Origin of the sequence: Streptacidiphilus sp. EB129 (assembly GCF_041262645.1) — a bacterium.
Classification (GTDB): domain Bacteria; phylum Actinomycetota; class Actinomycetes; order Streptomycetales; family Streptomycetaceae; genus Streptacidiphilus.
The window spans coordinates 329,136-347,992 of the sequence record NZ_JBGCCS010000003.1 but is presented as its reverse complement, the minus strand read 5'-3'; the positions used below and the strand labels follow the sequence as shown (position 1 = coordinate 347,992).

The window sequence follows — 18,857 nt, the reverse complement described above, 5'->3', positions numbered from 1 at the left end:
TGCCCCCCACTGATCACAGCCGTCCGCACCCAGCGAGAGGTGCACATGCCCTCGGATACCCCTGCCCCCGCACCCACCGACGCGCCCGCGCTGTCCGCCGACGAACAGCGCCTGCACGAACTCGGCTACGCCCAGGAGCTCTCCCGCACCATGTCGGGGTTCTCCAACTTCGCGGTCTCCTTCACGATCATCTCCATCCTCTCCGGCTGCCTGACCCTCTACGGCTACGGCATGACCACCGGCGGACCAGCCCTGATCGTCTGGGGCTGGCCGGTGGTGGGCCTGATGACCCTGCTGGTCGGCCTGGCCATGGCCGAGGTCTGCTCCAGCTTCCCGACCGCCGGCGGTCTCTACTACTGGGCCGCCAAGCTCGCCCCCAGCCACGGCCCGTTCTGGTCCTGGACCACCGGCTGGTTCAACTTCATCGGCCAGGTCGCGGTCACCGCCGGCGTCGACTTCGGCGCCGCGCAGTTCCTGAACGCGCTGCTGGACCTGCAGGGCTGGTTCAAGGCCACGCCCGGCCACACCGTGCTGATCTTCGGCCTGGTGCTGGTGCTGCACGGAGCGCTGAACACCTTCGGCGTGCGGCTGGTGTCGCTGCTGAACAGCGTCAGCGTGTGGTGGCACGTACTCGGGGTGCTGGTGATCGTCGGCGCGCTGGCGATCGTGCCCTCGCACCACGAGTCGGCGTCCTTCGTCTTCACCCACTTCGCCAACACCACCGGCTGGCACAGCACCGTCTACGTCGCCGCCCTGGGCCTGCTGCTCGCCCAGTACACCTTCACCGGCTACGACGCCTCGGCGCACATGACCGAGGAGACCCACGACGCGGCCCGCTCCGGCCCGCGCGGCATCGTGATGTCGATCGTGGTCTCGCTGCTGGCCGGCTGGGTGCTGCTGATCGGCATCACCTTCGCCATCCAGAACTACAGCGGCGAGCTCGGCAGCTCCACCGGCGTCCCGCCCGCGCAGATCTTCATCGACGCGGTCGGCGCCACCGGCGGCAAACTGCTGCTGGTGATCGTGATCGGCGCCCAGCTGTTCTGCGGCATGAGCTCGGTCACCGCCAACTCCCGCATGATCTACGCCTTCTCGCGGGACGGCGCGCTGCCGGGCTCGGCCCTCTGGCACCGCATCAACGGCCGTACCCGCACCCCCACCAACGCGGTCTGGCTGGCCGCCGCGGGCGCCTTCCTGCTCGGCCTGCCGTACCTGTGGAACGCCACCGCCTACGCCGCGGTCACCTCGATCGCGGTCATCGGCCTCTACATCGCCTATGTGATACCCACCTTCCTGAGGCTCCGTCAGGGCAGCGCGTTCCAGCGCGGGCCGTGGCACCTGGGCCGGTGGAGCCAGGTGGTCGGAGTGCTGGCGGTGGGCTGGGTGGTGGTGATCACCGTGCTGTTCATGCTGCCGCAGGTCAGCCCGGTGACGGCGTCGACCTTCAACTACGCCCCGATCGCCGTGGTCGCGGTGATGGGCTTCGCCGGAGGCTGGTGGGCGATCTCCGCCCGCAAGTGGTTCACCGGGCCCAAGGTCCAGGGCACCGCGGCAGAGCTGGCCGCCGTCGAACGCGACCTCGGCGCGATCTGACCCGGTTCGGTACAAGCCGAGCCTCCGAACCGGGCCCTCCGAGCCGGTTCGGTCGGACCCGGCTCGCCGCGCCACCGGCTCCCCGCCAGGGGGCTCTGCCCGCATCACCGCAGGCAGAGCCCCCCGCCCCCTCGGACCGAACCCGGTCCGGCGGGCATACTGCTGCGGTGAACAGCCGACGCCTTCCGCGCCACCCCTTCCTGGACCACCCCGGCCCGCTGGCCTTCGCCCATCGTGGCGGCACCCTCGGCGGCCCGGAGAACTCCCTGCCGGCCTTCGAACGCGCGGTCCGGCTCGGCTACCGCTACCTGGAGACGGACGTGCACGCCACCGCCGACGGCGTCCTGGTCGCGTTCCACGACACCCGGCTGGACCGCGTCACCGACGGCGCCGGCGCCGTCGCCGCGCTCCCCTGGCGCACCGTCGCCGCGGCCCGGATCGCCGGGCGCGAGCCGATCCCGCGCATGGAGGAACTGCTGCACGCCTTCCCGGACACCCGCTTCAGCATCGACGTCAAGGCGCCGGGCGCGGTGCGTCCGCTGGCCGACGCGATCCGCCGGGCGAACGCCTGGGACCGGGTCTGCGTCGCCTCCTTCTCGGACCGCCGGCTCGCCGCCGTCCGGGCCGCGGCCGGCCCCCGGCTGGCCACCTCGCTGGGCCCGCGCGGCATCCTGGGCCTGCGGCTGCGCTCGCTGGCCGGACCGGTGCCGGTGGACCGGCTCCTCGGCCTCGCCGCGCGCCGCGGCGCGGTCTCCGTCGCGGTTCCGGTGCTGGTGCCCGGCACCGGGCTGCCGCTGGTGGACCGCGCCTTCCTGACCACCGCGCACCGGCTCGGCCTGCAGGTGCACGTGTGGACCGTGGACACGCCAACAGAGATCCACGCACTCCTCGACCTCGGAGTGGATGGCATCATGACGGATCGCATCGACGTCCTGCGCGATGCCCTGATCGAGCGCGGCGCCTGGTCCTGAGCCCCCCACGGCCCACGGACCCCGGCACCGGGGGAGAAGAAAAGCCACGTGATCACCGACCCGCCCGCCACCGCCGAGGTGGCGCCCCCGCCGCAGCTCCGCCGCCAGCAGCTCGGCTGGTACCTCAACGACTGGGCCAACGCCGCCTTCTCGGCCACCGTGCTGACCGTCTTCCTCGGCCCGTACCTCACCGACATCGCCAAGTCGGCCGCCGACGCCCACGGCGACGTGCACCCGTTCGGGCTCGCCGTACGGGCCGGGTCGTTCTACCCGTACACGGTGTCCGCCTCGGTGCTGCTGTCGGTCGCGGTGATGCTCGTCGCCGGGACGGTGGCGGACCGCACCGGCCGGCACCGGCGGCTGCTGGGCTGCTTCGCCTACCTCGGCGCGGCCGCCACCCTGGGGATGTTCTTCCTGCGCGGCAGCCACTACCTGTTCGGCGGCGGGCTGCTGATGCTGGCCAACATCTGCTACGCCACCTCGGCCGCGCTGGCCAACTCCTTCCTGCCCGGCCTGGCCGGCCCGGACGAACGCGACGCCGTCTCCTCCAAGGGCTGGGCCTTCGGCTACGCGGGCGGCGGGCTGCTGCTGGTGGTCAACCTGGCCCTGTTCGAGGGCCACGCCGCGCTGGGCCTGTCCTCCGGCACCGCGGTACGCCTCTGTCTGGCCTCGGCCGGCGCCTGGTGGGCACTGTTCACCCTGGCGCCGATGCTGCGGCTGCCGCGCCGGCCCGCCGACGGCGCCGCCGCGCGCCGCCCCGGCTCCGCCGTCGCCGGCTCCGCTGCCGAACCCACCGCTGCGGACGGCTCCGCCGACCCGGTCCGCGCGGAGCATGCCGGCGGGACCCTGCGCGAGCTGCTGGGCACCCTGCGCGGGATGCGGCGCTACCCGCTGACACTGCTCTTCCTCGCCGCGTTCCTCTGCTACAACGACGGCATCCAGACCGTCGTCTCGCAGGCCTCGATCTTCGGCAGCGAGGAACTGCACATGAGCCAGAGCACCCTGGTCACGGCGATCCTGGTGGTGCAGGTGGTGGCGATCGCGGGGGCGCTGTCCCTGGGGCGGCTGGCGCGCCGCTACGGCGCCAAGCGGACCGTGCTGGGCTCGCTGGTCGGCTGGGTGGTCACGCTGGCCCTCGGCTACCTGATGCCGGCCCGGCAGCCGATCTGGTTCTTCGCCCTGGCCTGCATGATCGGTCTGGTGCTCGGCGGCAGCCAGGCGCTGTCCCGGTCGATCTTCTCGCATCTGATCCCGGCCGGACGCGAGGCCGAGTACTTCAGCCTCTACAAGATCAGCGATCGGGGCACCAGCTGGATGGGCCCGCTGGTGTTCGGGCTGGCCTACCAGCTGACCGGGAGCTACCGCTCGGCGATCATCTCGCTGCTGGTGTTCTTCGTGATCGGCTTCCTGATGCTGCTCCGGGTCCCGATCCGGCGCGCGATCGAGGCGGTCGGCAACCCGGTCCCCGAGCGGCTCTGATCCCGCCCTGACGGCCGCCGGCGCGGCGCGGAGTCGTGAAGCACGCCGTCACGAGGTCGCCGGGTCGTCACAAGGTCGCAGAGTGTACGCCGCTCGGCGCAGAGCAACACCGTCACGGCGCGCAAAAAATTGGCAACTGAGGGTGACATCGGTGGCCAGATGTGACAAATCGGGCAGCGATGGGTACAAACAGGGGCGGCACGACGGAAGACGCTTCTCCCACCCGGGAATCTTCGACGGTTGCCGCACGTTGCACCAACCGACGAAGACAGCGACATCCAGTCCTGTGGGCCATAAGCCCGGGAGGCACGATTCATGAGTGAGCGAGCTCTCCGCGGCACGCGACTCGGGGCCACCAGCTACGAGACCGACCGCGGCATCGATCTGGCCCCGCGCCAGACCGTCGAGTACGCATGTCAGAACGGACACCGCTTCGAGGTGCCGTTCTCCGTAGAGGCCGAGATCCCGACCGCGTGGGAGTGCCGCTTCTGCGGCAGCGAGGCACTACTGCTCGACGGCGACGAGCCGGAGGAAAAGAAGGCGAAGCCCGCCCGTACGCATTGGGACATGCTGATGGAGCGGCGTACCCGTGAGGAGCTGGAGGAGGTGCTCGCCGAGCGGCTCGCAGTGCTGCGGTCCGGCGGCATGAACATCGCCGTCCATCCCCGTGACAATCGCAAGTCCGCCTAGGGTCCGGCAACCCAGGGGCGGCACGGCAGGGCCCGGGTTACAGCGCAACCGCCAAGCGCTGTGTCCCGGGCCCTGCCGTGTGCTGCGCAGAACCTGTGCGTTTCAGGGCGCGTTCGACTCAGGGCGCGCTTGTTTCAGGCTCGGTTCACCTCGGGACTAGCCCTTGGTGAGGGGGTCCCGGCCGCCGTAGCCGTACGGGTCGTCGGGGGTGCCCGGCTTGGGCTGCGGGTCGACCACCTCGCCGACGATCACCTGGCCGTCGGGCCGGTGGATCCGCAACTGTTCCTGCAGCCGGTAGGCGTCCCCCAGCGGGCCGCCGCTGCGGCTCAGCAGCCGCACCGGGACGCGCCGCAGCAGCGCCGCGGTCGGCGGGAACAGGCAGGCCAGGCCCAGCACGTCGGAGAGCAGCCCGGGGACGATCAGCAGCACTCCGCCGACGATGGTCACCGCCGTACCGGCCTCCGTGGTCAGCGGATCGCCGCGCATCCCGGCGGCGGTGGAGCGCAGCGCGCGCAGTCCGGCCCGCTTGATCACCCAGCCGCCGAGCGCGACCGAGCCGACCAGCAGGCCCAGTGTCGCGAGCCAGCCGATCAGGCCGGCGACCGTCAGCAGCAGCCACAGCTCCAGCAGCACCCAGCCCGCCGCGAGCAGCGGCAGGAACCGCCGCAGACCCCGCGGCCGGGGACGGCCCGTTCCGCCGTCGACATGTACCTGGCTCACTGACTCGCCCATCTCCTCCACCACATCACAGCGCACGCCGTCACGCCCCTGATGAAGCCAACGCACGAGGTGGGACCGGTGTTCCGGCCGCCGGGCGGTCGGGCCGGGCGGTCGGGCCGGGCGGTCAGGCCGGGCGGTCAGGCCTCGCGGTCCGGGACCGGGTCCGGGATCCGGCCGAGCCGGCTGCTGATGCCCCAGCCGGTGACCCGGAACAGCGCCTCGACGAGGATGTTGCGGCTCATCTTGCTGGCACCGAGCTCGCGCTCGACGAAGGTGATCGGCACCTCGACGACCCGGAAGCCGGCCCGCACCGCGCGCCAGGCCAGGTCGACCTGGAAGCAGTAGCCCTGCGAGGCGACATCGCTCATGCCCAGACCGAGCAGGGTCTGCTTGCGGAAGGCGCGGTAGCCGCCGGTGATGTCGCGCAGCGGCATCCGCAGCATCACCCGCGAGTAGAGGCTGCCCCCGCGCGAGATGAACTCACGGGTCTTGGGCCAGTTGACCACCTTGCCGCCGGGCACCCAGCGGGAGCCGAGCGCCAGGTCCGCGTCGCGCAGCGCGGTCAGCAGGCGGGGCAGCTGCTCGGGCTGGTGCGAGCCGTCCGCGTCCATCTCGCAGAGGACGTCGTAGCCCCGGTCGATGCCCCAGCGGAAACCGGCCAGGTAGGCGGCGCCCAGCCCCTCCTTGCCCTTGCGGTGCAGCACCTGCAGGTTGGGGTCCTCGGCGGCGAGTCCGTCGGCGACCTGACCGGTGCCGTCCGGGCTGTTGTCGTCCGCGATCAGGATGTGCGCCTCGGGCACCGCTGCCCTGACCCGCGCCGTGATCAGCGGGATGTTCTCGATCTCGTTGTAGGTGGGGATGATCACGAGGATCTTGCCCAGGTCGCCGAAAGTCTCGTTCGCCTCAGCGGTGCTGTCCGTCACTGACGGGCCCCTTCTTGTGCTTCGTCTCTGGAACTGGACGTGGCGCGAGTCGGCACGCCGCGCGGTCAAAGGTCGATGTGGTCAGGTCGATCGGGGTCGGTCAGGCTTGTCGAGGTCGTGGTCACACCCGGCGCCGCCTGGCGATCACTACCGCGGCACCGCAGGCCAGCAGGCCGACGACGGAGAGGAACCACTCCGGCGCCGCGCCGACCCGGTCGGCGACGGTCAGCGGGTCGCGCAGCGGGACCCGGGCTTCCAGCTCGGCGGCGGTGGCGAGCTGACTGCGCGTGGTGACACTGCCGTCCGGGGCGATCACCGCGCTGATGCCGCTGGTGGCCGCGATCAGGACGCTCCGGCCGTGCTCGACGGCGCGCAGCCGGGACATCGCGAACTGCTGGTCGGGCTGGTCCGAGTGCTCGTAGGTCGCGTTGTTCGTCTGCACCACCAGCACGCGCCCCCCCTGAGTGACCGCGTCGCGCACGATTCCGTCGTACGCGACCTCGAAACAGATCACGTCACCGATGCGGGCCGGACCGAGCTGCAGAATACCGGTCTGCTTCCCGGGGGCGAAGTCACGCGCAACCCGCTGGAGACGGGTGATGTACTTCGAGAGGACCGATCGGAACGGGACGTACTCGCCGAAGGGGACCGGGTGCTGCTTGGTGTAGTGGGCGCCCGGCCCCGGGGCCGCACTGCTCGACGGCATCCAGACGATGCCCTCGTTCTGGACGTGCTGCGCGTCCGGCCCGTCCACCAGCGCGCCGACCAGGACCGGCACGCCGATGGTGTCGACCGCGCCCTGGATCGCGGCGTAGGCCTCGGGGGTGGTGTACGGGTTGACGTCGGAGGAGTTCTCCGGCCAGATCACCAGGTCCGGCTTGGCCGCCCGGCCTGCGGCGATGTCCTGCGCCAGCTTCAGGGTGGCCTGGACGTGGTTCTGCAGCACCTGCATCGGACGGCCCAGGAAGTCCATCCCGGCGTGCGGGACGTTGCCCTGGATCAGCGCGACCTCGACCGAGGCGGGACCACCCGCGGTGGTGCCCGCGGTCGGTATCGGTACGGCGAAGCCCACCAGGCCCACCACCGCGGCCAGCGCCACCGAGGCCGCCGCCCGGATCCGCCACCGCCCCGACCCGGCGAGCGCGACCGCTTCGCGCCGGGCCTCGGCCTGCTCCGACCCGGCAGGCCCGGCAGGCTCCGGCTCGACCCGCTCCAGCGCCCGGCGCCGTGCCGTCCGGTGCTCGACGACCTGAACCACCGCCGCCGCCAGCAGCGCCCCGCCCAGCGCGACCGCGAAGCTCACCAGCGCCGCGCCGCCCAGCGCGGCCAGCGGGGTGAACGGCGAGGAGGTGTTGGCGAAGGCCAGCCGTCCCCACGGGAAACCGCCGAGCGGCACCCGGTCCCTGGCCCACTCCTGGGCCACCCACAGGCAGGCGGTCCACAGCGGCCAGCCGGGCAGCCGGGACACCGTCGCGAGGCCCGCCGCCATCGCCGCGACGAACAGGGCTTCGAAGAGTGACAGCAGCACCCAGGCGTCGACGCCGATCACATTGAGCCACACCAGCAGCCACAACAGGAACGGCGCGGCGAAGGCGAAACCGGTCCAGGCCGCCTCGCGGGCGCTGCGACGGTAGGTGAGCAGGCTGACGCCGGCCACCGCGACCAGCGACAGCGGCCACACCCCGTAGGAGGGGAAGGAGAGCGCGAACAGCAGCCCGCAGACGACCGCGAGACCGGTTCTGGGCAGGCCGGCGCGGACCGTCCGGCGGATCCGGGACCAGCGCGAGGGCACGGTCGCGGGCACGTCGACGACGGCCTCGGCGGCGGCCTGGTCGGCGACAGGTCCGCTGGTCGGGGCGGTCGACGGGTCGACGGGCACGGCCACGTTCGCCACACTCACTCACATTTGGGGGTACGTTTCAGCGCCGCGCCACGCGGTGTACGGCGTGCGACGACGGTACCGCCTGAAGGTGACACCGGGGAGCCAGGGGTGGATCACCCGGGCGCTGAGGTGCGACGAGGGACGCGACGCGGCCCGAACGCTCTTCGGTCCGACCTGGGACCCGCTGGCTGCGGATCGACCGAGAGCCGTTGTCTACTGAGCGTCCGGGCCGTGCCCGGGTCCAACCTGCCGACCGGACCCGGTTGGCCTGCCGGCGCCCGCGCTCCCCGGGCTGGAGCCACTGGACCTGGCTGCCTGTCGGCGCTCCCGGAGGACGCCGCTCGATGGCCCAGTCGTGGTCCCGGGTTTTGCGTGGAGGTGTTCCGGTCGGTCGGTCCTGCGGAGGAATCCGGAAGGTGGACGGAGCCGAAACTACTCGCCCGCGCCGGGCCGCTGTCAACCGCACTCCGACCTGCCGGTTCGGCGAGAAACTCCAGGTCAGTGCGTTATCAGCGAGGTCGGCCGGGCGGCCGGGACACCCATCGTTCGGCGGTATCCGGACACCGGCGACCACCCGGACGGAGCAGGTCCCCCGGCCCGGTCCCGTGGCGGCCGGGTCGGTCGCAGGCCGGGTCGGTCGCAGGCCGGGTCAGTCGCAGGCCGGGTCAGTCGCAGGCCGGGTCGGTCGCAGGCCGGGTCAGTGGGCATCCGGGTCGGCCAGGTGGACCGTGCGGCCGTTGACGACGGTGGCCAGGCAGCGGGGGTCGGCGCCGCCGGGGGTGAGGTCGGGCAGGCCGGGGACGCCCGAGCGGGGGTCGGTGGACCAGTTGGCGACCCGCTCGTCCGGGGCCTGGACCACCAGTTCGCTCGCGGACCAGACCGCGTAGGACGCGGGGGCGCCCGGCACCAGCACGCCCGCGTCGTCGCGGCCGATCGCCCGCCAGCCGCCGCGGGTGTGCGCGGTGAACGCGGCCCGTACCGAGATCCGGTGCTCGGCGGTGCGGTGGAAGGCGGCGGCCCGGACCGTGCCCCAGGGGTCGAGCGGGGTGACCGGGGCGTCCGAGCCGAAGGCCAGCGGCACGCCCGCGCGCAGCATCGCCGCGAACGGGTTCATCGCCCGGGCCCGCTCCGCGCCGAGGCGGGCCACGTACATCCCGTCCGGGCCGCCCCAGGCGGCGTCGAAGGCGGGCTGGACCGAGGCGGTGAGTCCCAGGTCGGAGAAGGCGGCCACGGTGGCGGCGTCCAGCAGCTCGGCGTGCTCAACCCGGTGCCGCAGCGCGCGGACCCGGTCCAGACCCACCCGGCCGGCGGCGGTCCGGGCGCCGGAGACCACGGCGGCGAGCGCGGCGTCGCCGATGGCGTGGAAGCCCGCCTGCAGGCCTGCCTCGGTGCAGGCGGTGACGTGGTCGGCGATCAGCGCCGCGGTCAGGTAGTCGGCGCCGAGCGCGTCGGCCGGGCCGTCACTGTAGGGGGCGTGCAGGCAGGCGGTGCGCGAGCCGACCGCGCCGTCCACGAACAGGTCCCCGCCCGCGCCGACCGCGCCCAGGCGGCGCGCGGTGTCGACGGCGCCCAGCTCGCCCCAGTAGCCGAAGACCTCCGGACCCTCGCCGGCCGCGGCCAGTGCCAGCAGCGCGGTGAGGTCCTGCTCCGAGGAGATGTCAGGTCCCGCGCACTCGTGCAGCGCGCCGATGCCCAGCTCGGCGGCGCGGCGCAGCGTCGCCCGCTGGGCCTGCTCGCGCTGCTGCACGGTCTGCCGGGCGAGAGCGGTGCGGCGTACCGCGTGGTGGGCGTCGCGGGTGAGCGGACCGTCCGCCGAGCCGCCGGGGCGGGTGGCCACCGCGGGCCCGGCGGCGTCGGCGAGGGCGCGCAGTGCGGTGGAGGCCAGGCCGGAGTGGACGTCGGTGCGCGAGAGGTAGAGCGCCGCACCGGCGCAGGCGGCGTCCAGTTCGGCCAGGGTCGGCGGGCGGCCCTCGGGCCAGCCGGTCTCGTCCCAGCCGTGGCCCATCAGCACGCCGTCGCGCCGGTCGGCCTCCGGCTGCCGCCGGACGAAGTCGGCGATCCGGCGCAGCGCCTCGGCCAGGCTCGGGCAGCCGGTGAGGTCGAGCCCGGTCAGGGCCAGGCCGGTGGAGGTGGCGTGCACATGGGCGTCCACGAAGGCGGGGGTCACCAGCGCCCCGTGCAGGTCGACCACCAGGTCCGCGTCCCTGGCGTAGCTGTCGGCCGCGCCCTCCTCGCCGACCCAGGCGACCGTCCCGTCCTGGACCAGCAGCGCCGTGGCGAAGGGGTCGGCGGGGCTGTAGACGTCGCCGCCGCGCAGCAGCACGGTGCGGGGGGCGGGCTCGCCGGGGGCGGGGAGGTATGCGCTCATGAGGGACAGTCTGCCCCGGTCAGCGGCCGCTACTTGAGCCGGGGCGGGCGTGCCTCGTAGGGGGTGCTGAGCACGACCGTGGTCCGGGTGGACACGCCGGCCGCAGTGCGGACCCGGGCCAGCAGGTGCTCCAGATCGCCGGGGCCGGCCACCCGGACCTTGAGGATGTAGTTCTCGTCCCCGGCGACGCTGTGGCAGGCCTCGATCTCCTCGATCCCGGCCAGGCGATCGGGCGTGTCGTCCGGCGAACTGGGGTCGAACGGTTTGACCGAGATGAACGCCGTCAGGGGCAACGACACCGCGTCGGGGTCGACGATCGCGGCGTAGCCGCGGATCACCCCGCGCTGTTCCAGGCGGCGTACCCGCTGGTGCACGGCCGAGGTCGACAGACCCGTGGCCCTGCCCAGGTCGGTGTAGCTCATCCGCCCGTCGGCGACGAGCAGTTGCACGATCTGTCGGTCCAGTTCTTCCACGACGGGTCAGGCTATCCGACCGGCGCGCCGGGCGCGCCAGGCGCACGCCGGGGGCGCGCCGCGGCATATGCCGGTGCACTGTGACGAACACCACAGCTGCTTCCGCTTACCGCGGCCCGTCTCAGGATTATCCGACGTCGGCGCCGGGAAGTCCTGGCAGTGAATCCTCCTGCGGCACGTGCCGGTCCACTGCGCGGCGCAGGTGAGGACGCACCACCTCTTCCCTGCACCACGCTTGCGCACCACACGTTTGCACCACTCTTTTTGCACCACTGCGGCGATCGGCCTTCTGCCACTGCCAGAGCCGTCGCCGTCCTTCATCGAGGGGGATCACATGTCTGCCACCCATGAGCTGACACCTGCCGTCGAGCCGCTGCCGGGGGTCGACCCGGGCGACGGCGAGACCTGGGACATCCTTCGCCTGCGCTGCCCCGAGTGCGACCGTCCGATCGCCCTGCTCGGCGACGAGGAGCGGTTCCCCAAGCACGCGACCCTGCCGACGGCCTGGCACCCCTTCTCCCCCGCGGTCTGCGCCGGTTCCGGCCGCCCGGTGGACGAGGCCGACGAGCTGGAGGACCAGCCCGACTTCGACCCGGAGCCCTCGCTGGAGGCCCTGCTGGCGCTGCCGCCGGAGCTGGACTGGCGGCGCCAGCCCTTCTCCCACGTCGGCGGCCCGGGGTCCAGCCCGGTGCGGGTCCGGATCCCGGCACAGCGGCAGCGCTGACCCGCCGTCGGTCAGAACCCGCAGGTGAGATCCCGCAGGTCAGAATCCGCGGGTCAGAGCCCGCGGGTCAGCTGACGGCCGATCACCATCCGCTGGATCTGGTTGGTGCCCTCGACGATCTGCAGCACCTTGGCCTCGCGCATGTACCGCTCCACCGGGTGGTCGGCGGTGTAGCCGTAGCCGCCGAGGACCTGCACCGCGTCGGTGGTGACCTTCATCGCGGCGTCCGTGCAGAACAGCTTGGCCATGGCGGCCTCGGTGCCGAAGGCGAGTCCGGCGTCCCGGCGGCGGGCCGCGGACAGGTACAGCGCCCGGCCCGCCTCGACCGCCGTGGCCATGTCCGCGAGCATGAACGACAGTCCCTGGAACTCGGCGATCGGCTTGCCGAACTGGGTCCGGGTCCTGGCGTACTCCACCGCGTAGTCCAGCGCCGCGCGGGCGACGCCGACGGCGCAGGCGGCGATGCCGAGCCGGCCGGAGTCGAGGGCGGACAGCGCTATGGAGAAGCCCTGGCCCTCCTCGCCGATCAGGCGGTCGGCGGAGACCCGCGCGTCCTCGAACCGGATCTGCGCGGTCGGCGAGCCCTTGAGGCCCATCTTGCGCTCGGGGGCGTCGGCGGCCACGCCCGGCGTGTCGCCCGGCACCAGCAGCACGCTGATGCCGCGCGAGCCGTCGTCGCCGGTACGGACCACGGAGCTGTAGAAGTCGGCCTGGCCGCCGTGGGTGATCCAGGCCTTGGTGCCGTTCACGGTGTAGCCGGAGCCGTCCGCGTCGCGCTCTGCGCGCGTGCGCAGCGCGGCCGCGTCGGAGCCGGACTGTGCCTCGGACAGGCAGTACGCGCCCAGTTGCTCGCCGCCGAGCATCTCCGGCAGCCACTGCCGCTTCTGCTCCTCGGTGCCGAAGGTCGCCAGCGCGTGGCAGGACAGCGTGTGCACGCTGACGCCGAGGCCGACGGTGAGCCGCGCGGCGGCGAGCTCCTCCACGACCTGCAGGTAGACCTCGTAGGGCTGGTCACCGCCGCCGTACTGCTCCCCGTACGGCAGCCCGAGCAGGCCGGCCCGGCCGAGCACGCGCATGGTCTCGCGCGGGAAGCGGCCGGCCTCCTCCTCCTCGGCCGCACTGGGGCGCAGCTCACGGTCGGCCAGGTCACGGGTCAGCGCCAGAAGTTCGGCTGCCTCCTCGGACGGCAGTTGACGGTCCGTCGGCTTGGACGAGCGGCTCATAGCGGGCTCACGCCTCCTGTGTGTCGCGGCGGTCGGCGTCTCCGGGTCTCGGACGCCGTCCCGGCCACCTGCGGCCGCCCGGCACCGGGTCTCGGTGAACGGTCGCTAACCGACGTGGCCAGGTGAGTATGCCCCATCCCGGGCCCGACGTCACCGGAGCGGCACCCCGGGTAGGGCCTAAGCTGGGCAGGCCATGCCAGCATCCCCCATTCCGAGCACGGAAGCCCAGCTCAGCGCCATCGCCGCGGAGCTGCTCGGGCTGCCCCCGCGCTGCGGGCCGGTGCGCCTGGTGGCCGTCGACGGCCATGCCGGGTCGGGCAAGACCACCTTTGCCGAGGCCCTGGGCGCGGCCCTGGGCGGCGCGCCGGTGATCCATCTCGACGACCTGGCCACCCATGAGCAACTGTTCGACTGGTCCGAACGGCTGAACGACGAGGTGCTGCGACCGCTCGCCCGCGGCGAGACCGCCCGGCACCGGGTCTACGACTGGGAGGCCCGCCGCTTCCTGGGCGTGCGCGAGATCCCGCCCGCCCCGGTGGTGCTGGTCGAGGGAGTCGGCGCGGGACGCCGCGCGCTCCGGCCCCGGCTGTCCGGGCTGCTGTGGCTGGACCTCCCCGCCGCGGTCGCCCGCGCCCGGGGCGAGGCCCGGGACGGCCCGGCGCAGGCGGAGTTCTGGCGCGGCTGGGTGCGGGCCGAGGCCGCGCACTTCGCCGCCGACCCCAGCCGGCCCTTCGCCGATCTGTTCGTCGACACCGCAGCGGGGATCCGGGCCGACGGTTCGCACGGATACCAACTGTCCGCTCACTGTGGGTAATCAGCGAAGACGGCAGCGGATACGTTGTCCGCGAGCCAATCTAGACGACGGCCGGGCCGGCCTGATCAGGCCGGACAACCGGTCAGACTCCCTTGACCTGCCGCCTCGACTGCAACTACGTTTTCCGTACGACGTGCCGGCCGTTCCCCCGTGGCCGGCACGTCGTTCGACCGTCCGGCCCCGATATCGGTGACTCCATGTGATCACTGTTGTCCCAGGGGTTCCGACCGGCCCCGCCGGCGACTTGTCGTCCGCGCAGTGGCCCTGCCGTCCGCGCGGTGACCGCGTGCGCCGCACTCTTCCGGATCAGCACACCACCGGTACGATGCCAGCAGAGCATGCCAGTGACTCGCCCAACCCGACGGACCGTCAAGGCTCCGTGGGGGCCCGGTCACAGGGTCATCCGGGGGGCCGGCGCTCCGTGGCAGGCACAGCCGCGCACAGCAGGGGGACTGACCGGTGGACACAGAGGACCAGGACACGGACGAAAGGCGCTCGCGCAGCCTGGCCGACCGGGCCTGGCTGCGGGCCATGGACGCGTACACCGCGGGCGCCTACGCCCGCGCCGAGGAGGAGTTCCGCGCCGCCGTCCGGATCGACCCGGGGATGGCCGACGCCTGGCTGGGGCTGCATGCGCTGCGCTCCGAGACCGCGGTGGCCCTGCTGGCCATGCGGCGGCACCGGGACCGCTTCGGCGAGCAGCGCCGCCGCCACCGCAGACCGCTGAGCTCCTGGTACTGGCTCGGCTGGTGGGTGCAGCCGGTGCTGGAGGACGAGCGGGACCTCGCCCTGGCCCATGCCTCGCACTGGCTGGACGGACGTCATCTCGCCGAGCTGGAGCGGGCCCTGGGCGACTGCCCGGCCCCCGAGCAGGACCCGTCGGTGCGCTTTCTGCACGCCTGCCGGTCCTACCTGCTCAAGGACTGGGAACAGCTGATCCGGGACACCGATGGGCTGCTCGACGATCCGCTGCTGGGGATCGAGGCCGGCCTCTTCGGCGGCATGGCCCGGGTGCGCCTGGACATGTGCGGCCAGGCCGAGTACCCGCTGGCCGGGTCACTGGCCCGGTGCCGCTCGGAGCAGCCGCAGCGCAAGGAACTGCGCTACTGGCTGGCCCGGGCCTACGAGGGCGGCGGGCGCAGCGCGGCGGCACTGTCGCTGTACCGGGCGGTGTACCGGGTGGACCCCGGCTTCATGGACACGGCGGCCCGGCTGGCCGCGATCACCGCGGAGGACGGCGTCGACCCGGCGCTGCTGGAGGCCCCCGCCTCGCCGGCGGTACGCCGCCCCCGGCACGCCAGCGGCGGCGGGGGCTTCGTCGCCGGCGGGATGGACGCCACGGGCTTCGAGGCGGCGGGATTCGACGCGTCCGGATTCGACGGCACGGGGTACGACGGAGCCGGGTTCGACGGCTTCGAGAACTTCACCGACCCCGGCGGCGAGGGCCCGTACCCCCCGGAACCACCGGAGTTGAGCGAACTGCCGGAGCTCGCGGACCTGCCCGGGCTGCCCGACCTGGTCGAGTATCCGGAGCCCGCGGAGCAGCCCGACCGTCCGGGGCAGTCCGGGTCCGGCGCCGAGGCCGACCCGGGCGCTTCCCCGGCCGGCGGCCCCCTCGACGCAGGCCCGGCCGGCGGCGACCCGCTGACCAGCGGCCGGACCGGCCGGGAGGACGCCGCCCGCGACCGTGGCGCGCCGCCGCCGGGCACCGCCGCGCAGCCGGACCGGCCGCGGCTGGCCGCCGCGCTGGCCGAGCTGGACCGGATGGTGGGGATGGAGCCGGTCAAGCGCCAGGTGCTGGCGCTGTCCGCGCAGCTGCGGATGGCCCAGCTCCGGGCCGACCAGGGGCTTCCGGTCCAGCCGCCGAAGCGGCACTTCGTCTTCTCCGGGCCCTCCGGTACCGGCAAGACCACGGTGGCCCGGATACTCGGCCGGGTCTTCTACGCGCTGGGCCTGCTCTCCGGCGACCACCTGGTCGAGGCCGGACGCGCGGACCTGGTCGGGGAGTTCCTCGGCCAGACCGCGGTGAAGGCCAACGAGCTGATCGACTCGGCCCTGGACGGGGTGCTCTTCATCGACGAGGCCTACAGCCTCGCCAACACCGGGTACACCAAGGGCGACGCCTACGGCGACGAGGCGCTGCAGGTGCTGCTCAAGCGGGCCGAGGACAACCGCGACCGGCTGGTGGTGATCCTGGCCGGCTACCCGGAGGGGATGAACCGGCTGCTGGCCGCGAACCCCGGGCTGAACTCGCGCTTCACCAGCCGGGTCGACTTCCCCAGCTACCGCCCCGCCGAACTCACCTCCATCGGCCAGGCCCTGGCCGCCGCGGACGGCGACTTCTGGGACGACGAGGCGCTGGAGGAACTGCGCAGCATCTGCGCCCACGTGGTCCGCGAGGGCTGGATCGACGAGCTCGGCAACGGGCGCTTCATGCGGACCCTGTACGAGAAGTCCTGCGCGTACCGGGATCTGCGGCTCTCGGTCCCGGCCGAGCCACCGACGCGCGTGGACCTGGCCACGCTGCGGCTCCCCGACGTCCTCCAGGCCTACGGCGAACTCATCGACGGCCGCGGGTAGCCTCCGGCACGCGAGGTACCACCTACTACCTGGGGGCGCGGGGAACTGCGCTGCCAACCATGCACCTCCGTAGAGGGCTGGTCGCGCAGTTCCCCGCGCCCCTTAGGTGGTAACGGGGTTGCCCGCGTGCCTACCTACAGGTCAGGCTGCTTTCAAGGCTTCCCGCAAGGGTACTCGGGCGCCGCTGCGGAGTACGGAGTTGCGGTAGATGCGTCCGGCGAACCTCAGCAGCACTCCGCTGAAGGCGATGGTCAGCGCCAGCGACAGCAGCACCTGCCAGAGCGGGGCCGCGCCCATCGCGATCCGCATCGGCATCAGCACCGGCGCGCACGGCGGCAGCATCGACAGCCACATCGCCACCGCGCTGTCCGGGTTGGCCGGGACCACCGAGATGCCGACCACCCAGGCCAGGATCAGCGGCGCGGTCGCCGGGAAGAGGATCCCGCCGACGTCCTCCTGGCGCGAGACCGTGGCCCCCAGCGCGGCGAAGACCAGCGCGTACAGCCCGAAGCCGGCCACGTACCAGACCAGGGCCCAGGCGACGGTGCCGACGGAGCTGCCCAGCGACAGGTTGATCGCCCCGGTGGCCAGGCCGACGCCGACGCCGAGCACCCCGGGCACCAGCAGTTGCAGCAGCCCCAGCACACCGGTGCCGATCACCTTGCCGGCCAGCAGCTGCCAGGGCTTGACGGCCGACAGCAGCAGTTCGACGACCCGGCTCGACTTCTCCTCAACGATGCCCTGGGCCACGATCTGCCCGATGAACATCAGGGTCATGTAGAGCAGCAGCGCCGCCGTGATGGCGATGGCGATCCGCTGCCCGCTCTGCGAGCTGTCCGTCTTCAGAGCCGTGACCTGCACCGTGGAGGCGCCGACGGCCCGCTCGACCTGGGCCGGGTCGCCACCGAGCCGGGAGATCTGCCGGCTCAGCGCGGTCTGCTGGTCGACCACGGTGAACAGCTGGTTCAGCGGGGTGCTCAGGTTCTTGTTGACGGTCGCCCGGATCCCCTGCGGGCCCGACTCGGCCAGGGTGTCGACCTTGCCCGATCGGACCTGGTCGACGCCGGTGGCGTGATCCGGGACGGTGCTGACCGTGATCTTCTGACCGAGCTGGGCGGCGGTGGCCTCCAGCGCGGGACCGAGCGAGGCGTCCTGCTGGACCACGGCGATCTTCGTCGGCCCCGGGGTGAGGTTGGCGAAGTGGAACACCAGTGGCATGGCGACGGCCGCCACGCCGGTGACGGCCAGCAGGATCAGGAACGCCTTGCTGCGGATGCGCACCTTCAGCTCGCGCGTCGCGACCAGGCCTATCGCGGCCCGGGTACCGATCTGCAGTCGGTCGGTCATACCGTCACCCCCTGGTCTGACGTGGTGTCATCGGCCTCGGCCGCGGGTTCGGCCGAGACGGCCTCGGTGCTGACCACGTGCCGGAACAGCTCGGTCAGCGACGGCAGCCGGCGCGCGAACTCCCGCACCGGGCCGGTGGCCAGCGCCGCGTGCAGCACCGCCTGGTCGTCCGCGCCCTCGCCGAGCGCGAGAATCGTGCGGTCGCCCTCGTAGCGGCTGACGGTCACCCCCGGCAGGCCGTCAGCCCAGCCCCGCGCGGCCTGCGGCGCGTCGACCACCAGTTCCTCGGTGCCCTGGCTGCGCAGTTCCTCGGTCGCGCCTATCGCGACCATGCGGCCGGCCTTGACGATGCCGACCCGGTCGCTGAGCCGCTCCACCAGCTCCAGCTGGTGGCTGGAGAAGATCACCGGGACGCCGGTGGCGCACTTCTCCCGCAGCACCTCGCTCATCACGTCCACGGCCACCGGGTCGAGGCCGGAGAACGGCTCGTCCAGCACCAGGATCTCGGGGTGGTGCACCAGCGCCGCCGCCAGCTGCACCCGCTGCTGGTTGCCCAGGCTCAGCTTCTGCACCTCGTCGCCGGTCCGGCCGGCCACGCCCAGCCGCTCGGTCCACTCCCTGGTGGCCCGGACCGCGTCGCCGCGGCTCAGCCCGTGCAGCCTGGCGAAGTACTCCAGTTGCTCCCCCACCTTCATCCGCGGGTAGAGCCCCCGCTCCTCCGGCATGTAGCCGATCCGGCTGCGGGTCTCCGCGGTGACCGGCGCGCCGTCCCAGCGCACCTGCCCGGAGTCCGCCGCCAGCACGCCCAGCGCGATCCGCATGGTCGTGGTCTTGCCCGCGCCGTTGCTTCCCACGAAGCCGAAGATCTCGCCCGCCCGTACCTCGAAGGTCATCTCCTGCAGGGCGATCGTGTCGCCATAGCGCTTGGAGATGCCGTCGACCTCAAGCCTTCGGTCACTCACCTACTGGTCCCCGTTCTCAAACGATCATTGTTGTGCGATTCGATCCTCTCGTACCCGGGGACCGTCGTGCACCGTCGTTGAGGGGGATTTGAGCAGGCCATTCGGGGG

Annotated in this window: 15 protein-coding genes; 7 read left to right on the top strand and 8 right to left on the bottom strand. The window is 72.8% G+C overall.

Going from position 1 to position 18,857, the window contains the following annotated elements; genetic code table 11:
• The first annotated feature begins 45 nt into the window (after nucleotides 1-45).
• The 4 genes from ABH925_RS06125 to ABH925_RS06110 all read left to right on the top strand — a co-directional run bounded on the left by ABH925_RS06125 (nucleotide 46) and on the right by ABH925_RS06110 (nucleotide 4,733).
• Entirely contained in the window at nucleotides 46-1,593 is a 1,548-nt protein-coding gene (locus tag ABH925_RS06125; protein WP_370145888.1) for an amino acid permease, read from the top strand.
• Between the two features lie 167 nt (nucleotides 1,594-1,760).
• On the top strand, nucleotides 1,761-2,564 hold the full coding sequence (locus ABH925_RS06120) for a glycerophosphodiester phosphodiesterase (protein ID WP_370145886.1): 804 nt from the start codon (nucleotides 1,761-1,763) through the stop codon (nucleotides 2,562-2,564).
• Nucleotides 2,565-2,612: 48 nt separating this feature from the next.
• On the top strand, nucleotides 2,613-4,043 hold the full coding sequence (locus ABH925_RS06115; RefSeq protein WP_370145883.1) for an MFS transporter: 1,431 nt from the start codon (nucleotides 2,613-2,615) through the stop codon (nucleotides 4,041-4,043).
• 315 nt (nucleotides 4,044-4,358) lie between these two features.
• Nucleotides 4,359-4,733, top strand: coding sequence for an RNA polymerase-binding protein RbpA (locus tag ABH925_RS06110; protein ID WP_370145880.1), 375 nt, complete (start codon nucleotides 4,359-4,361; stop codon nucleotides 4,731-4,733).
• Nucleotides 4,734-4,889: 156 nt separating this feature from the next.
• Here ABH925_RS06110 and ABH925_RS06105 read toward each other — a convergent pair whose 3' ends face one another.
• The 5 genes from ABH925_RS06105 to ABH925_RS06085 form a co-directional block, all read right to left on the bottom strand.
• Nucleotides 4,890-5,453, bottom strand: coding sequence for an FxsA family protein (locus tag ABH925_RS06105; protein ID WP_370145878.1), 564 nt, complete (start codon nucleotides 5,451-5,453; stop codon nucleotides 4,890-4,892).
• Nucleotides 5,454-5,590: 137 nt separating this feature from the next.
• Complete coding sequence (locus tag ABH925_RS06100) at nucleotides 5,591-6,376, bottom strand: polyprenol monophosphomannose synthase (RefSeq protein WP_370145875.1); 786 nt, start codon at nucleotides 6,374-6,376, stop codon at nucleotides 5,591-5,593.
• A 121-nt stretch (nucleotides 6,377-6,497) separates the two neighbouring features.
• Nucleotides 6,498-8,261: an apolipoprotein N-acyltransferase gene (lnt, locus tag ABH925_RS06095; protein ID WP_370145872.1), complete on the bottom strand. Its 1,764-nt coding sequence runs from the start codon at nucleotides 8,259-8,261 to the stop codon at nucleotides 6,498-6,500.
• A 694-nt stretch (nucleotides 8,262-8,955) separates the two neighbouring features.
• Nucleotides 8,956-10,626, bottom strand: a complete 1,671-nt coding sequence (locus ABH925_RS06090; RefSeq protein ID WP_370145870.1) for an amidohydrolase — start codon at nucleotides 10,624-10,626, stop codon at nucleotides 8,956-8,958.
• 29 nt (nucleotides 10,627-10,655) lie between these two features.
• The gene (locus tag ABH925_RS06085) at nucleotides 10,656-11,099 is read right to left on the bottom strand and encodes an Lrp/AsnC family transcriptional regulator (protein WP_370145868.1); all 444 of its coding nucleotides are present in this window, start codon (nucleotides 11,097-11,099) and stop codon (nucleotides 10,656-10,658) included.
• 334 nt (nucleotides 11,100-11,433) lie between these two features.
• On the opposite strand from ABH925_RS06085, the gene ABH925_RS06080 reads away from it, so the two are divergent.
• Nucleotides 11,434-11,823, top strand: coding sequence for a hypothetical protein (locus ABH925_RS06080; RefSeq protein WP_370145866.1), 390 nt, complete (start codon nucleotides 11,434-11,436; stop codon nucleotides 11,821-11,823).
• Nucleotides 11,824-11,876: 53 nt separating this feature from the next.
• Here the strand turns inward: ABH925_RS06080 and ABH925_RS06075 are convergent, their stop codons facing one another.
• Nucleotides 11,877-13,046, bottom strand: coding sequence for an acyl-CoA dehydrogenase family protein (locus ABH925_RS06075; protein WP_370145864.1), 1,170 nt, complete (start codon nucleotides 13,044-13,046; stop codon nucleotides 11,877-11,879).
• A gap of 193 nt (nucleotides 13,047-13,239) precedes the next feature.
• Between ABH925_RS06075 and ABH925_RS06070 the strand changes: the two genes are divergently transcribed.
• Complete coding sequence (locus ABH925_RS06070) at nucleotides 13,240-13,860, top strand: uridine kinase (RefSeq protein WP_370145862.1); 621 nt, start codon at nucleotides 13,240-13,242, stop codon at nucleotides 13,858-13,860.
• A gap of 531 nt (nucleotides 13,861-14,391) precedes the next feature.
• Nucleotides 14,392-16,440, top strand: coding sequence for an AAA family ATPase (locus tag ABH925_RS06065; protein ID WP_370145975.1), 2,049 nt, complete (start codon nucleotides 14,392-14,394; stop codon nucleotides 16,438-16,440).
• A gap of 141 nt (nucleotides 16,441-16,581) precedes the next feature.
• Here the strand turns inward: ABH925_RS06065 and ABH925_RS06060 are convergent, their stop codons facing one another.
• Both ABH925_RS06060 and ABH925_RS06055 read right to left on the bottom strand, forming a co-directional pair.
• A complete protein-coding gene (locus tag ABH925_RS06060) occupies nucleotides 16,582-17,787 on the bottom strand; it encodes an ABC transporter permease (RefSeq protein ID WP_370145860.1) in 1,206 nt (401 codons plus the stop codon).
• The gene (locus tag ABH925_RS06055; protein WP_370145858.1) at nucleotides 17,784-18,749 is read right to left on the bottom strand and encodes an ABC transporter ATP-binding protein; all 966 of its coding nucleotides are present in this window, start codon (nucleotides 18,747-18,749) and stop codon (nucleotides 17,784-17,786) included. Before ABH925_RS06055 ends, ABH925_RS06060 begins: the two co-directional genes overlap by 4 nt.
• Between the last annotated feature and the right edge of the window lie 108 nt (nucleotides 18,750-18,857).

Coding starts and splice junctions, on each gene's coding strand:
- ABH925_RS06075 (WP_370145864.1), bottom strand. CDS start 13,046: ATGAGCCGCTCGTCCAAGCCGACGGACCGTCAACTGCCGTCCGAGGAG.
- ABH925_RS06070 (WP_370145862.1), top strand. CDS start 13,240: ATGCCAGCATCCCCCATTCCGAGCACGGAAGCCCAGCTCAGCGCCATC.
- ABH925_RS06065 (WP_370145975.1), top strand. CDS start 14,392: ATGGACGCGTACACCGCGGGCGCCTACGCCCGCGCCGAGGAGGAGTTC.
- ABH925_RS06080 (WP_370145866.1), top strand. CDS start 11,434: ATGTCTGCCACCCATGAGCTGACACCTGCCGTCGAGCCGCTGCCGGGG.
- ABH925_RS06060 (WP_370145860.1), bottom strand. CDS start 17,787: ATGACCGACCGACTGCAGATCGGTACCCGGGCCGCGATAGGCCTGGTC.
- ABH925_RS06110 (WP_370145880.1), top strand. CDS start 4,359: ATGAGTGAGCGAGCTCTCCGCGGCACGCGACTCGGGGCCACCAGCTAC.
- ABH925_RS06125 (WP_370145888.1), top strand. CDS start 46: ATGCCCTCGGATACCCCTGCCCCCGCACCCACCGACGCGCCCGCGCTG.
- ABH925_RS06090 (WP_370145870.1), bottom strand. CDS start 10,626: ATGAGCGCATACCTCCCCGCCCCCGGCGAGCCCGCCCCCCGCACCGTG.